Origin of the sequence: Lacibacterium aquatile (assembly GCF_042683105.1) — a bacterium.
Taxonomy (GTDB): Bacteria; Pseudomonadota; Alphaproteobacteria; order Elsterales; family Elsteraceae; genus Lacibacterium; species Lacibacterium aquatile.
In genome coordinates this window covers 64,693-79,137 of record NZ_JBHUIP010000010.1, presented here as the reverse complement: position 1 = coordinate 79,137, position 14,445 = coordinate 64,693, and the positions used below count along the sequence as shown (strand labels likewise).

Below are 14,445 nucleotides of genomic sequence, written 5' to 3'. Positions count from 1 at the left end.
CGGCAGACGCGGGCCGAGTGCGACGATATAGTGCCGACGCTTCAAGAAGGTGTGAGGAAACTGGTGCAACAAAAGGGTGCCCCCAAAGAAACACCCGGCCGACGGAAACTGGCAGCGGTGCTGCTATCCGCCGTTCTGACGCTGGCCCATCCTGTCCTGCCGCTCGTCACGGCGGTCAGTTTCATCACCACAGAGGAAGCGGAGGCCCGGCGTTCCTCGTCGCGTTCCAGCGGTGGTTATTCACGGCCCAGCTCGTCATCGAGCCGCACCCCCTCGGCGAGCAGCAGCCGTAGCTCCTCGTCCTCCTCATCGGGTGGTTATGCGCGGCCGGGCAGCGGCTCGACCAGTACGGCCCGCACGCCGTCGCTGTCGGCCAGCGACCGGGATATCGCGCGTTCCTCCTCGCGCTCCTCGTTGGAAAGTTACCGCGCCAGCCGCACCCCGCAGGCCACGACTCCTGCCGCCCCGATCCAGAGCGGCAACAGCTATTCCATCCCGCGCCGGGACAATGCGCCTGCCTATAGCTATGCGCCGCCGCGCTATACTTATGGTTCCCCCAGCCGCTTCGGCATCTGGGATGCCGCGATGCTGTGGTTCATGCTGGATAGTCTCAGCAACCCGTCGCGCGGTGCCTTTTTCCACAATCACGCCAATGATCCCGGCGTGCAGCAATGGCGCGCCGAGGCCGACAAGCTGGCGGCCGACAATGCCGATCTGAAAGCCAAGCTCGCGCAGCTCGACGGTCAGGTCGCCGCCCAAAGCGGGCAGCCGCGTGACGAGAACTATCTGCCGCCTGACATCGCCGTCCCGGCTCCGGCGGAAGAGGATGGCGATTTCGGCTGGATCATCCTTCTTGGTCTCGCCGGTTTTGCCGGTTGGATCCTCTATAAGCGGATCGGCCGCCGGGCCGCCGCCAATCAAAATGCTGGAAGCGCCATGCTCATCGGACCCCTGAAGCCTGCCGCCGACATTCTGAAGCGCAAGTTCGGCAACGACGGCCCCTATCGCCCGGACTGGTTCCGCGTCGGCATGCCGTTGCAAATCGATCCCTCGCCCTTCCTGCTGCTGGGACCGCAGACGACCCTGCGGACGCCGCCCGCCCGCGCCGATGTGGAAGCTGTTTCCACGGTCGTTGGTACCTCGGCAACGCTTTATCGCCTCTATCTGTCGGGCGGGAATGGCGCCTTTGTCGAGGTTTCGCTCGATAAGGACGGCCAACCCGCAGGCGCGCGCTATTTTGCGCCGCTGGATGAAGTGCACCCGGCCGATGACGGCGAATGGGATTTCTGGCTCAATGAGGACGAAGGCATGATCGGCTGGCACGAGTTCCAGTCGAAGGACGGGCAGCTTTACGGTCGCATGTGGGCCCAGGGCGGCGACCGGGTGGATCCGATCAAGTTCACCGAAACCCGTGAACGCCTGGACGGTGCTGGCCAGCGCGACCTGCAAGCCATGCTATATGGTCGTGAAACCGGCCTTCCGGCGCCCGCGCCGACTGCCGAATATCTTCTGATCTCCGCCGCTGAAACCGACTCCGAGGCCTGGGTCGAACTGCATGTCGGCATCGATATCAATCCGGCCTCCCTTGGCCTTGCGTAGGGTTACGACATGTCCGCCATCGAAGCTTTGACCTCCGGCCTGCCGCTGCTTCTGCTGCATCTGGCTGCAGCCTCCATCCTGCTGGTTGTCGGCGCCATCATCCATCTGTGGTTGACGCCGTTCCGCGAACGCGAACTGGTGGCCGAAGGGAATAGCGCCGCCGCTACCGTCATGGCGACCACCGCCGTCGCCCTGGCCATGCCCATTGCGGCGACGCTCGCAACTTCGCTCTCCCTGGTCGATATTCTGATCTGGGGCGCGGTCGGCCTGATCGTGCAGCTTCTGGTGTTCGTCGCCGCCTCCCTGGCGCTGCCGAACCTGAAAGCCCGCATCGAAGCGGGCGAGAATGCTGCCGCCATCACCCTGGGCGGCTGGCAGATCGCCGCTGCCCTCCTCAATGCTGCCGCGCTGCTCGGCTAATTCCACTCCATCGACTTTAAGAGGCTCACATGTTCGCCTTCTTCAAAAACCTCATGGGCGTCAAAGCCAATCAGGCCGTGAAATCGGGTATCGAGGCGCTGGTCCGTTGGGACCCCAAGGCCGCGACCGAGGCCGAACTGCGCACCATGGAACAGCATCTGGACGAACTGGGCCGTCAGGTCGCCCAGGCCCGTCTGGCGCTGGATAAGGAGCAGAAGGAAGCTGCCGCTATCGAGGCGCTCTATGGTCAGCGTCTGGCCGCTGCCGAGCAGCTGGATAAGCAGATCCACGCCACCGACGATGCCGCCCGCAAGAACGACCTGGGACACAGCCTCGCCACCCTGTTGACGATGCTGGAAGAGATGGCGCCGGATATCGAACGCGAGAAGCAGGATGCCGTCGATGCCGCCGCTTTCCTGGCCCAGCTTCAGGAAACTTATGACGAGGCAGGCAAGAAGCTGCGCTCCGCCCGTGCCGACATGGAACGCGCTCAGCGTGATATGCAACGTGCTGAACAACAGCGCTCGGCCGCTGAACGCCAGTCCGAGGCCGCCCGTCGCGCCGCCGGTCTTTCGACCGCAACCGATGGTCTTGGCGTCGCCGTCAAGGCGATGAAGGAAGCGGCTGACCGCGACCGGATCGAAGCCGAAGCCCAGCTCGCCAAGGCCAAGCTGTTGTCGGTCTCCAAGCCCGAACAGTCGGACCCGAACATCGAAGCTGCCCTCAAAGCTGCTTCGGGCAAGACCCAGGTGACGGACCTGACTTCGCGTCTGGCCGCCCTGCGGGGGCCGGAAGCCGCCAAGGCCCTCCCCAAACCCGAATAGCGTCGCTCGGCGGGAGGGGTCATCTGCGTCGTTGCTTGCCGTGCTCGGTGCTCACGGACCAAAGTCCGCTCCGCGCCTGTGCCGGCAAGCGCCTAGCATCTGACTCCTCCCGCCTTCGCTTCTACAGCCAAAAGAGAACAAACAAGATCTCGTCATCCCGCACTTGATGCGGGATCTCGTGTGGCCAATCCGCGTAGAGCAACGGCACCGCCCTCCGAAAGCCGCGCATTCTTTCGGCTGAGATGCGATTTGTTTCGTTTGGTGCGCGCCCTGTCGGAAATACGACTGGACGTGAGATTTTTTTTCATCAAACTGCAACAAAATCGTCATACGACTGGGCCGTTCGCGGCGTACAGTCCCCAGCCCTGGATTCTGTTGCCTAATGCCGAAAGCTGCTCCCATGGACGCCGCAATTCTTGAGCGCCTTTATACCGTGATCGAAAGCCGTCGGGGCGCCGATCCGGAAACCTCCTATACCGCCAAGATGTTCGACCGCGGCACCCATAAGATCGCCCAGAAAGTCGGCGAGGAAGCAGTCGAAGCGCTGATCGAAGCGGTGCGCGGCAAGAAGAAGCGCCTCGTCTCTGAAAGCGCAGATCTCCTCTATCACCTGCTGATCCTCTGGGCCGACCAGGAAGTGAAGCCGTCGGAGATCTGGGCCGAACTCGCCGCGCGCGAAGGGATTCCGGGCTACGTCCACGTCTCCAAAGAGCCGGATTAATCGCTCGGCCTCTCCTGCCCCCCTCCTAAGCTTGCATCCCCCCTGTCGCTTGCCCCATCATCTCGGCCTGTGACCATCCTTGGGGAGAGCCTCGGTGAGCTACGATCCGTCGAATATCTTCGCCCGTATCCTGCGCGGGGAAATTCCTTGTAAGAAGGTGTTCGAAAGCGAGCATGTGCTCGCCTTTCACGATATCGGCCCAAAGGCTCCACACCATATTCTGGTGATCCCCAAAGGCGCCTATGTATCGGCCCAAGATTTCGGCGAAAAGGCCAGCGCGGCTGAGACGCAGGAATTCTTCCAGGCCATAGCCAAGATTTCGGCAGACATCGGCATTGCGGCAGGGGGCTATCGCCTGATCTCCAATGCAGGCGAAAACGCCAACCAGGAAGTGCCGCATTTTCACATGCACATCCTGGGCGGCGCGCCGCTCGGCCCCATGATCTGCCGTCCAGCCTAAAGGCTTTTGAGCAGATCTTTGAGTTGTTTCGAGAGTTCGGGGTTTGCGCCCAGGGCCACCCCCAGAACGCCTGCCGCCAGGGTCGACTGCACTGGGTGACGCTGAACTTCGGCAGCCAGCATCTCCGTCAGCTGCGGGCGGGGTGCCGGAGGCGCCGTCAGAGGTATCGGTAACGCACGGGGCGATGATCGGCCGCCTGCGGCAAAACACAGGCAGCCGAGGGCGACCAGCGTGAAGGCGATGGCCGCCATCACCAGGGCCGCCTCACCGGGCAGCATGTGCCGCTCCAGCATCAGGCGCACCCCGTTGAAGAGGTAGACGAGTCCCAGCACCGCCAGCGCGCCGAGCGAGGTGGCGGTGAGACTCCAGAGCAACAGGCGTTTCAGCCCCCGCTGGAGCGCATGCTCGACGGCCTCGCCAAGCGGTTTGGAAGACAGGCGCACCAAACGGTCCAGCATGGGGCTGCTCCGCTGCCTAACGCAGGGTAAGGCGGCCGATGACGGCACCGACGCCAAAAGCGATCAGCACGCTGGAGAGCGGGCGCTGAGCAATGGTGGTTTCAAGCTCGGAAACACCTTGCTTGCCAAGATCAACGGCTTTGCCGGCGGCAACACTGGCCTGGGCGGCGGCACCATTGAGCTTGGCGACACCCTCGTCCTTCAGAACCCCGACCAGCGAGCCGAGATCGGCGCGCAGCGTGGCAAGATCCTGCTTCAGGGTATCGAATTCACTTTCGAGATTGCGGGTCGTGGTGGCCATGGCACTGTCCTTTCGAAATCAGATCGGCTGCGTAGATAACGCTGCCGACGTGGGAAAGTTTCATTCCAGGTCACGGGTAAAGTTGGGCCAGAGTGCGGTCGCGAGGGAGTAGTCGCGGTCTTGTCACCGGCGCGCGCTAGGATTTGACCGATCTACACGAGATCCCGGATCAAGTCCGGGATGACGGCCTCATCTTGCAGTTTAGAAGCGACGGCCCGGCGGATGAGATGCTAGGCATCTGAAAGCGCAGGACCGGAGCGTACTTCCTGTACGTGAGGATCCGAGCATTTCAGATAACGACGCAGATCGCCGCCGGGGCTAGCGTCGTGCCTCAATCGCGTCCCAGAGCAGCCGTTCGAGCTGCACGCCATCCAGCCGGTTGATCTGCTGAATGCCTGTCGGGCTGGTCACGTTGATTTCGGTGATGACATCGCCGATGACATCGATGCCGACGAAGATCTGGCCGCGTTCCTTCAGGGTCGGGCCGATGGCTTCGCAGATTTCGAGATCGCGCTTGGTCAGTTCGGTTTTCACTGCCCGACCGCCCACATGCATATTGGCGCGCGCCTCGCCCTGGGCGGGGACCCGCAGCACCGCGCCGACAGCCTTGCCATCGACGAGGATGATGCGCTTGTCGCCTTCACGAACGGCAGGCACATAGCGCTGCACCATCACAGGTTCGCGCGGGAAGGTACGGGCGAAAACCTCCAGCAGTGAGGACAGGTTCTCATCACCCGGCGTGAGGTGGAAGACCCCGGCACCACCATTGCCGAACAGCGGCTTCACGATGATGTCCTGATGCTCGGACCGGAAGGCCGCGATCTCGCTGGGATCGATGGAGATTAGGGTCGGCGGCATCAGGTCCGGGAAATCGGTCACGAACAGCTTTTCGGGCATGTCGCGCACATAGCGCGGATCATTCACCACCAGGGTCTTGGGGTGGACCTTCTCCAGCAGCCAGGTGGTGGTGAGGTAGGAGATGTCAAAGGGCGGATCCTGGCGCAGCAGCACCACATCCACATCGTCCGCCAGATCCAGCAGGACAGGTTCGCCCTTGGTAAAATGATTGCCCTTCTCGTAGCGCACCTCGAGCGGATGGGCGAAGGCACGCACCCGGCCATTCAGCATGGAAAGGCGCGAGGGGAGATAGTGATAGAGCTTGTGGCCACGGCGCTGGGCTTCCAGCGCCAGCATGAAGGAACTATCCCCGGTGAGATCAATGCTCTCGATGGGGTCCATCTGCAACGCGACGGTAAGTGCCATTTTCCGATGTAGTCCCTTGCTCGGTGGCCTAACGCGCTTTGCGCTACTTGAGGCCGTTTTGTAAGGTGGCCTAACGCGCTTTGCGCTACTTGAGGCCGTTGACGTTATTTTGCGGCGGCGGGATCGAGGCCCTGTTCGATCTTGCGTTTAAGCGGAGCAAGGGCACTGGCTTCCGGTCCCAGCTTCAAGGCGCGCTCCCACTGGTACTTGGCTTCCAGACGGCGCCCGACCTGCCAATAGACATCGCCAAGGTGATCATTGACCGTGGCATCGCCCGGTTTCAGCTCGACGGCTTTCTCGAGATACCCCAGGGCGCGCGGATAATCTTTCAATCGGTAGTAGGCCCAGCCCAGGCTGTCGATGATGGCGCCGTCACGGGGCCGCAGCGCGGCTGCACGTTCCAGCAGCTTCTTGCCTTCCTCGACATTCTCTCCCCGGTCGACCCAGGTGTAGCCGAGGTAATTCAGCACGTAGGGCTGATCCGGCTCCAGGGTCAGGGTCTGCTTCAGGTCGGCGATCGACCGCTCGTATTGGCCCGATCGCTCCAGCGAGATGGCGCGGTTGAAGAGCAGCGACCAATGTTGACGCTCGACCTTCGATACGCGGCTGACGGCAGCGTCATAGAGAGGGATCGATTCATCGAACCGCTCGTGCAGGCGCAGGATATCGCCAGCGCGCGCCAGGGCTTCTTCGCTGCGGGGGCGTTCATCGGCCATGGCCTTGAGGTCGGCAATCGCGCCGTTTGTATCACCCTTACTGTCCTTCAGGATCGCCATGCGCATTCGTGCGGTCCAGGAGAAGGGCGAGGTGCGTGGCACGGCGGCATAGACCGCCAATGCCTGGGGCGCCCGATGCTGCGACTCCAGCACCTCGGCCAGCAGCAGATTGGCAAGTTCGAAATTGGGATCCAGCTGCAGGGTCAGGCGCGTGAAAACCAGGGCCAAGTCACCGCCCGGCCGCTCTCGCTGCCAGAGGGTCGCCATGTCGAACATGCCCTGGGCGAGACCGTCAGTCGCGGCATCCATCGCGCGGCTGGCAGGCTTGCCATCGGCGATACGCTGTTTGGCGACAATCAGAAAATCGCTGTCGGCATCGCGGGAGATGAAACCGTCATAGAGCGCACGTGCCTTATCGAGCTGGCCAGTCGCTTCGTAATAGCGGCCGATGACCTCCACCACCCGCAGGGGCGGGGCGGAATCATTCGCGATCATTTCGCCAAAGACCTTGTCGGCAATCTCGCGGTTGCCGGTCAGCGCGGCCATGGCGCCCCAGTGGAAGTTGAAGGTGTCGCGGGCCTGGCTGATTTCCTCAATCGGCTTCAGCAGTTCGCCAGCCTTGGTCAAATCATTGTTTCCAGCCGCCAGCCAGGCGCGCATCAAGGGGATCAGCAAATTGTTGATGCCGGTGCGCGGCAGGGTGACGAGGCGGCTGTCCGCTTCGGTATATTTGGCGACCCGGGCATCTTCGAAGGCCAGCACCAGGTTGGCGACGGGATTGTCCGGCTCCACCGCCAGCAGGCGCTTGGCAAGGGCGATGCTGTCGTCCGTGTGCCCTTCACCGGTGGTCGCGATGAAGGCGCGGCGCAGCAGTTCAATGTTGTTGGGATCGGCTGCCAGAGCCTTTTTCAGTAGATCGGCAGCGGCGGTGAAATCGCCTGTACGCGCCGCAACGCTGCCTGCGAGATAGGCTCCCAGCGGCGAGGTAACGGCGGCAGTTCCGGTCGGGTCGGAAGTCCCGGTGATCGGCTGGCTACCAGCTGTGGCCGGGGCACAGCCACTTGCCAGCAGTGTCAGCGCCAGCAGCGCCCCGATCCTGACCGTCCGCTCTGTCAAAGCCATCTAACCGTCCTTTTGCCGCTTGCCGGTCGCAGGGGGTGCAGCCGGTCGATGCGAAACTTAAGCGCTACATATTGGGATAATTTGGGCCACCGCCACCCTGCGGCACGACCCAATTGATATTCTGACGCGGATCCTTGATATCGCAAGTTTTGCAGTGCACGCAATTTTGCGCGTTGATCTGCAATCGTTTATCTGTCTCGCCGACTATTTCATAGACCCCGGCCGGGCAATAGCGTGTCTCGGGCGAGCGGTATTCTTCCCAATTCACCGAGATCGCCAGCTCCGGATTCTTGAGCTGCAGATGGATCGGCTGGTCTTCCTCGTGATTGGTGCTGGAGAGGAAGACGGACGAGAGCTTGTCGAAGCTGATCTTCCCGTCGGGCTTGGGATAACTGATGACCGGCGCGTCGGCGGCTTTTTTCAGGCTGGTGTGGTCGGCGTGCAGCTTGAAGGTCCAGGGCTCCTTGCCGCGCGAGATGAAGCACTGGAAGGCGCCATAGGCGATACCTGCTAGCAGGCCCTTATAGAAGGCCGGGCGGATATTGCGCACGGCCTTCAGTTCGTCCGCGACCCAGGAGGCATCGAACTTCTCGCGGTAGCTGATGGCTTCATTGCTGCCGCTGTCGCCGGTCAGCAGTTCGTAGACCGCCTCGGCGCACAGCATGCCGGATTTCATCGCCGTGTGGCTGCCCTTGATCTTGGGCACATTCAGGAAGCCTGCCGCGCAGCCGATGACCGTGCCACCGGGGAAGGTCAGTTTCGGGATCGCCTGCCAGCCGCCTTCATTGAGCGCGCGCGCGCCATAGGCGATGCGCCGCCCGCCTTCGAAGAAGTCCTTCACCGCCGGATGGTGCTTGAAGCGCTGCAGCTCATCGAAGGGGGAGAGGTGCGGATTGTCGTAGTCGAGGCCGATCACGAAGCCGACGACGATCTGGTTGTTGTCGAGGTGATAGAGGAACGTCCCGCCATAGGTCTTCATATCCATCGGCCAACCGGCGGTATGGATGATCAGGCCCGGCTTATGTTTGCTGGGATCGATCTCCCAGAGTTCCTTGATGCCGATGCCGTAGGTCTGGGGTTCGACACCCTCGCGCAGATTGAACTGCTCCATCAGGCTTTTCGACAGCGAGCCCCGGCAGCCTTCGGCGAACAGGGTCTGGCGGGCGCGCAGTTCGACGCCCGGCTCATAGGCAGCAGTCTTTTCGCCATCGCGGCCGATACCCATGTCGCCGGTCGCGATCCCGACTACTTCGCCAGCCTCGCCATAAAGCACTTCGGCGGCAGCAAAGCCGGGATAGATCTCAACCCCCAGTTCCTCGGCCTGGGTCGCCAGCCAGCGGCAGAGATTACCAAGGCTGATGACGTAATTGCCGTGGTTATGCATGGGCGGCGGGGTCGGCAGACGGATCGAGGATTTCTCGGTCAACAGCAGGAAACGATCCTCGGTTGCCGGAACATTCAGCGGGGCTCCGCGCTCTTTCCAGTCCGGGATCAGTTCGTTCAGCGCGCGCGGCTCGAACACGGCGCCCGACAGGATATGCGCGCCGATCTCGGAGCCTTTTTCGACGACGCAGACGGAGAGTGTGTCTCCGGCCAGCTGCTTCAGGCGGATCGCCGCCGATAGGCCCGATGGCCCGCCCCCGACGATGACGACGTCGTATTCCATGACCTCGCGCGACATGCGAACTCTCCCCCTTCAAAAAGCCGGGCAGCTTGTCGGCCCGTTCTTTTGTCTTAACGCTGTGCAGCCCGTTTCGGGCCAAGATGCGGCGCATGCTAGCCGAAGGTACGGGCGGGGCCAACATTCTCACCATCGTCATCTGATGATCGCCCGGCTAAGCTGCTGCCATCATGTCCCGCTTCTCCCTGCCGCCTAACCTGCGTAAACCTGTGCATAGCCTGGGTGCGACCCAGATTGTCGGCTGGGGCACGATCTATTATCTGCCGCCGCTGGTGGGGCCGATCCTGGCGGAACAGGAGGGCTGGTCGCGCACGACGACCTTTGCACTGTTCTCGGCGGCACTGATCGTCAATGCGCTCTGTGTGCGGCTGGTGGGTAAGCGGATCGACCGCTATGGGGGCCGGGCAGTGATGACGGCGGGGTCGCTGCTGGCGACTCTGGGGTTGGTCGTGCTGGGGCTGGCGCCCTCCGTGGCGGTCTTCGGCATCGGCTGGGCGCTGCTGGGGGCGGCGATGGCCATGACTCTTTACGAGCCTGCCTTTGCCAGCCTGACTGCGATTGGCGGGGCGGCGGCTCGTCCGGCGATCACGGCGCTGACGCTCTATGGCGGGTTGGCCTCGACGATCTTCTGGCCCATCGGCTCCCTCCTGCTCGAGCTTGTGGGTTGGCGTGGCCTGTGCCTAAGCTTCGCTGCCTGCAATCTGATTATCTGCGTGCCCCTGCATGCCTGGTGCCTCAAGGGACCGGCCGGGGCTTCGGCGCGCCCACAGCAGATAACGACAGAGGCGCCGTTGACGGCGATCCAGAAGAAGCAGCTATTCCTCTATGGCGGGGCGTTTGTGTTGCTGAGCTTCGTCAATGCCGCCTTCTCCGCCCATATGTTTGACCTGCTGGAGGTTCTGGGCCTGGATCATGCAATGGCTGTGACGGCAGGCAGTCTGCGCGGCGTAGGGCAGGTAGCGTCCCGCTTTCTGGAACTGATCGCCGGTGGCGGTGGATCGCCCTGGCTGATCACCTTCATTGCGACGGCCCTGACCCCTGTCGCCTTTCTACTGCCCTGGCTTGGGTTGGGGACGGTGGGAGTCTTCGCCTTCTCCATGCTCTATGGCGCTGCCAACGGATTGTTGACGATTGCCCGTGGTGCGGTGCCCCTGGGCATCGCCGGACCTCAACGCTATGGGGAGGTTGCGAGCCTCATCACGCGCCCGGTTTTGGTGATGGCCGCCCTATCGCCCGTGATGCTGGCGGCCCTGTCGGATCTGATCGGGGCGAAGAGCAGTCTGATGCTGCTGTCCAGCCTGACCCTGATCGCGGTGCTGCTGGTGCTGGCAGCCGGGCGCTATCGGAAACTTTGATGCGGGCGCCAAAGGGTGATACCCAAGGGCGATGATTCCGGTGACGCCCGATAACGCGCTTGCGGCGCTGCTCGATTGGTACCTCGCGGTCGGGGTGGACGAAGCCATCGGCGATGTGGCCGTCGACCGTTTTCGCGTTCCCGATCCATTGCCGCCGCCGTCGATGGCCGAAGCCAGCAGGCCTGCCCCTGCCGCAGCGTCCGGGCCGCAGCAGGTGCGCCATCTGCCCGCCCGGCAGGTGTTGGCGCGCCCGGCCGCCCAGTCTCCCACGGATGCCCCGGAAAGCGAGGTCCGTCACGAGGGGGCCTTGAAGGCGGCGCGCACGATTGCCGCCGAAGCGGGGACCCTGGAGGCCTTGGAGGCGGCTATCGAAGCCTTCGATGCCTGCCCGTTGAAGGCGACGGCGAACCGGACCGTTATCCGCGATGGCGTCTTGGGTGCGCCTGTTCTGGTGGTCGGGGAAGCGCCGGGTCAGGAAGAGGATCGCACCGGCAAGCCGTTTGTCGGTCCGGCGGGTCAGATGCTGGATCGGATGCTAGGGGCCATCGGCCTCTCGCGCTCCGAAAACGTGCTCATCACCAACATCATTTTCTGGCGCCCGCCCGCCAACCGGAAGCCGACCCCGCAGGAGGTCGCGCTCTGCGTTCCCTTCGTGCGGCGCTTCATAGAATTGTCCCAGCCCAAGCTTGTTCTGCTGGCTGGCGCGACCGCCGCGCAAGCGCTTTTGGATCGCACGGACGGCATCAGTCGGCTGCGTGGTCAATGGTTCGAACAAAGCACAGAATCTGATCGTCCAATCATTCCAACTTTAGCCACATATCATCCTTCATATCTCCTGCGATCACCCGCACAGAAACGTGATGCATGGAAAGATTTAATGATGTTTCAAGAGCGATTGGAATCACTGGGAATTCTTATTCCCGGTCGCGAGAATTAACGCGAACATTAACGAATGTTATAGCGCGCACTCGGTGACTTAAGCGTGACCGGGGTTGTCATTCGCGGAAGAGATAGCTACAAGTTTATCCATCATGACGATGCCTAGCTTGGACATGGGGGGTCAGCCCCGCCCGTGGAGGAGATGGCTTTTTTGCGTCTCCGTCACGATGGCACTAGCTGCCCCGATGAAACCGGTGAGTGTCGCCCACGCCCAGGGTTTAACTAAAGGGCTTGGACCGACCGACATCGCGACCTACACAACTGGCCCGGCCTTGCCGGCGGATGACGCTCTTAGTCGTTTGCCCGAGGTGCTGAGTGACGGTGACGTGGTCCTCTACCGTCGTATCCTGTCGGCCCAGACCGACGGGGATTTTGCGACGGCCGATAAGCTGATCGATGCGCTGGGCGACCGTCGCCTGATGGGCCATGTGTTGGCCGAGCGTTATCTCTCCAAAGGCTATAAGACCACCTATCGCGAGGCGCATGCCTGGCTGACCGCCTATCGTGGTCAGGCCGAAACCGCCCGCATGGTCCGGCTTGCTTCGGGGAAAAAGAAGGCAGGCGACCCGGCCCTTCCCAAGGGTGTTGCGGCCTCTGCCGGTTTCTCGCGCTCCGGCGACGAGGATATGAGCTGGCGCGACAAGCCCTATCGTTCCTCTGCTTCGGGGGCCGCAGCTCTCGAAGCCAAGGTCACCAAGGCTTTGCGCGCTGGCAAGGTCGAGGATGTTGCCAGCATTCTGGCCGCCTCGGGTGTCGAGGATCCCATTCTGCTGGACCAGCAGCGGGGCCGTGCTGCCTTGCGCGCTTTCCAGGCGGGTAAGGATGCACTGGCGGTTTCGCTGGGGCAGGCGGCGGCGAAATCCGCCGATAAGGTTCCGGACGCTGCCTGGTTCGGCGGTCTGGCTGCCTGGCGTCAGGGGCGCCGGGCCGAAGCGGCCCAGCTGTTCGAAGCCGTCGCGGCGTCCACCAACGGATCTTCCTGGACCAATGCGGCAGGTGCCTTCTGGGCGGGTCGTGCCTATAAGGCGGTCGGCAAGAAGGACAAGTCCGACCAGATGTTCGCGCGGGCTGCTGAAAGCCCGCACAGCCTGCACGGTCTGCTGGCCCGCCGCTCGCTTGGCTGGGACATGGGTCTCGATTGGGAATTGCCGTCCCTGAAGGCCCGTGAAGTCGGTCAGCTGAAAGATTATCCGTCGGTTGCCCGGGCGCTGGCTCTGGTGCAGGTCGGTCGCCGCGAGATCGCGGAAGCGGAGCTGCGCGCGGCCCTGCCCAAGCTGCCCGAAGACCTGGCGCTGTCGATGCTCACCCTGGCGGAACGTGGCGGTATGCCCGGCCTTGCCATGAGTGTCGCCGGCGGTCTGCTGCGGGAAAAGTCGCAGCGCTTCGACGCGGGTCTCTATCCGATTCCGCCCTGGGCGCCGACGCCGGGCTTTGCCGTCAATCCGGCGCTGGTCTATGCGATCGCCAAGGTTGAAAGCCATTTCGATCCGACCGTCTCCAACGCCTCGGGTGCGACCGGTCTGATGCAGTTGATGCCGGGAACGGCAAAGGCCATGACCAAGATGGGCCGCCCGGTGCGGTTCGATGGTCCCGACGATCTCTATGATCCGGCCCTGTCGCTGACCCTGGGGCAGCGTCTGTTGCACACGCTGCTGACCCATAAGTCGGTCAAGGGCGACCTGATCAAGCTGACCATCGCCTATAACGGCGGTATCGGGAACATGGAGAAGTGGGTGCAGCAGGCCAAGGCCGGTCGTGACCCCCTACTGCTGATCGAGGCTATTCCTTCGGCCGAGACGCGGAACTTCACGGCCCGCTCGCTGCACAATTACTTCCTCTATCAGATGCGTCTTGGCCAGCAGACCGATGGGCTGACGCAGCTTGCAGCCGGTAAATCGCCGACCTATGTTCCAGGGCAGTATGCGCCCCAGGAGCTAGCGTCAATCCGATGAACCGTATCGACGAAACCCGGCCTTTCAAACCCGTCAACATCGCCCTTCTGACCGTTTCCGACACGCGGACGCTCGAAAACGATACGTCGGGTGATCTCCTCCAGCAGCGCGCCACGGACGCCGGCCATAAGGTCGTCGACCGGCGGCTGCTGAAGGATGATGTCGCCGCCATCGGGGCGCTGCTCGACGGATGGATCGCGGACCCCAACGTCGATGTGGTGATCACCACCGGCGGTACAGGGCTGACGGGCCGGGACGTCACCGTCGAAGCCTTTGAAAGCCGGTATGAGAAATCGATCCCTGGCTTTGGGGAACTTTTCCGCTGGATCAGCTTTCAGAAGATCGGGACCTCGACCATTCAAAGTCGGGCGACTGGGGGGCTGGCGAACGGAACGTATCTCTTCGCGCTGCCGGGATCGACCAGTGCCTGCAAGGATGGCTGGGACGAGATCCTGCAATGGCAGCTCGACGCGCGCCACAAGCCCTGCAATCTGGTGGAGTTGATGCCAAGGCTTCAAGAGCGTTAACGAAGAGCAAAAGCAGGATTCATTTAAGTTCTCTAAAATACTCAATGAATCCAGGAAAAATCCGAAACGAAACTTCTTGGCAGAAACGAGACTTCGCGGAATCATCG

The 14,445-nt window shown here is 62.5% G+C and carries 14 protein-coding genes; 9 read left to right on the top strand and 5 right to left on the bottom strand.

All coding sequences use genetic code 11. The annotated features are described in order from the left end of the window. Positions 1-63 precede the first annotated feature (63 nt). From ACFSM5_RS10660 to ACFSM5_RS10640, 5 genes are all read left to right on the top strand, one after another. A complete protein-coding gene (locus tag ACFSM5_RS10660) occupies positions 64-1,599 on the top strand; it encodes a DUF2491 family protein (RefSeq protein WP_379876349.1) in 1,536 nt (511 codons plus the stop codon). A 9-nt stretch (positions 1,600-1,608) separates the two neighbouring features. After that, positions 1,609-2,019 carry a DUF350 domain-containing protein gene (locus tag ACFSM5_RS10655; protein ID WP_379876348.1) on the top strand — a complete coding sequence of 137 codons (411 nt, stop codon included), beginning with the start codon at positions 1,609-1,611 and terminating at the stop codon, positions 2,017-2,019. Between the two features lie 29 nt (positions 2,020-2,048). Further along, on the top strand, positions 2,049-2,843 hold the full coding sequence (locus ACFSM5_RS10650) for a coiled-coil domain-containing protein (protein WP_379876347.1): 795 nt from the start codon (positions 2,049-2,051) through the stop codon (positions 2,841-2,843). 400 nt (positions 2,844-3,243) lie between these two features. After that, positions 3,244-3,564, top strand: coding sequence for a phosphoribosyl-ATP diphosphatase (locus ACFSM5_RS10645; protein WP_379876346.1), 321 nt, complete (start codon positions 3,244-3,246; stop codon positions 3,562-3,564). Positions 3,565-3,658: 94 nt separating this feature from the next. Continuing rightward, positions 3,659-4,024: a histidine triad nucleotide-binding protein gene (locus tag ACFSM5_RS10640; RefSeq protein ID WP_379876344.1), complete on the top strand. Its 366-nt coding sequence runs from the start codon at positions 3,659-3,661 to the stop codon at positions 4,022-4,024. On the opposite strand, the gene ACFSM5_RS10635 is transcribed toward ACFSM5_RS10640, so the two are convergent. From ACFSM5_RS10635 to ACFSM5_RS10615, 5 genes are all read right to left on the bottom strand, one after another. Further along, the gene (locus ACFSM5_RS10635; RefSeq protein WP_379876343.1) at positions 4,021-4,482 is read right to left on the bottom strand and encodes a hypothetical protein; all 462 of its coding nucleotides are present in this window, start codon (positions 4,480-4,482) and stop codon (positions 4,021-4,023) included. The two genes, ACFSM5_RS10640 and ACFSM5_RS10635, sit on opposite strands and share 4 nt — an antisense overlap. A 16-nt stretch (positions 4,483-4,498) precedes the next feature. Next, entirely contained in the window at positions 4,499-4,783 is a 285-nt protein-coding gene (locus ACFSM5_RS10630; protein ID WP_379876342.1) for a hypothetical protein, read from the bottom strand. A gap of 318 nt (positions 4,784-5,101) precedes the next feature. Next, positions 5,102-6,046: a glutathione synthase gene (gene gshB, locus ACFSM5_RS10625; RefSeq protein ID WP_379876341.1), complete on the bottom strand. Its 945-nt coding sequence runs from the start codon at positions 6,044-6,046 to the stop codon at positions 5,102-5,104. Between the two features lie 104 nt (positions 6,047-6,150). Continuing rightward, a complete protein-coding gene (locus ACFSM5_RS10620; RefSeq protein ID WP_379876340.1) occupies positions 6,151-7,884 on the bottom strand; it encodes a tetratricopeptide repeat protein in 1,734 nt (577 codons plus the stop codon). Positions 7,885-7,948: 64 nt separating this feature from the next. Further along, positions 7,949-9,565 (bottom strand): electron transfer flavoprotein-ubiquinone oxidoreductase, encoded by a 1,617-nt coding sequence (locus tag ACFSM5_RS10615; RefSeq protein WP_379876339.1) that lies wholly within the window; start codon positions 9,563-9,565, stop codon positions 7,949-7,951. A gap of 170 nt (positions 9,566-9,735) precedes the next feature. On the opposite strand from ACFSM5_RS10615, the gene ACFSM5_RS10610 reads away from it, so the two are divergent. The 4 genes from ACFSM5_RS10610 to moaB all read left to right on the top strand — a co-directional run bounded on the left by ACFSM5_RS10610 (position 9,736) and on the right by moaB (position 14,338). Next, the gene (locus ACFSM5_RS10610) at positions 9,736-10,920 is read left to right on the top strand and encodes an MFS transporter (protein ID WP_379876338.1); all 1,185 of its coding nucleotides are present in this window, start codon (positions 9,736-9,738) and stop codon (positions 10,918-10,920) included. A 40-nt stretch (positions 10,921-10,960) separates the two neighbouring features. After that, complete coding sequence (locus ACFSM5_RS10605) at positions 10,961-11,857, top strand: uracil-DNA glycosylase (protein ID WP_379876337.1); 897 nt, start codon at positions 10,961-10,963, stop codon at positions 11,855-11,857. Between the two features lie 196 nt (positions 11,858-12,053). Beyond that, positions 12,054-13,811, top strand: a complete 1,758-nt coding sequence (locus ACFSM5_RS10600) for a lytic transglycosylase domain-containing protein (RefSeq protein ID WP_379876336.1) — start codon at positions 12,054-12,056, stop codon at positions 13,809-13,811. Then, the gene (gene moaB, locus ACFSM5_RS10595) at positions 13,808-14,338 is read left to right on the top strand and encodes a molybdenum cofactor biosynthesis protein B (protein ID WP_379876334.1); all 531 of its coding nucleotides are present in this window, start codon (positions 13,808-13,810) and stop codon (positions 14,336-14,338) included. The genes ACFSM5_RS10600 and moaB overlap by 4 nt, the downstream gene beginning before the upstream one ends. Positions 14,339-14,445: the final 107 nt, after the last annotated feature.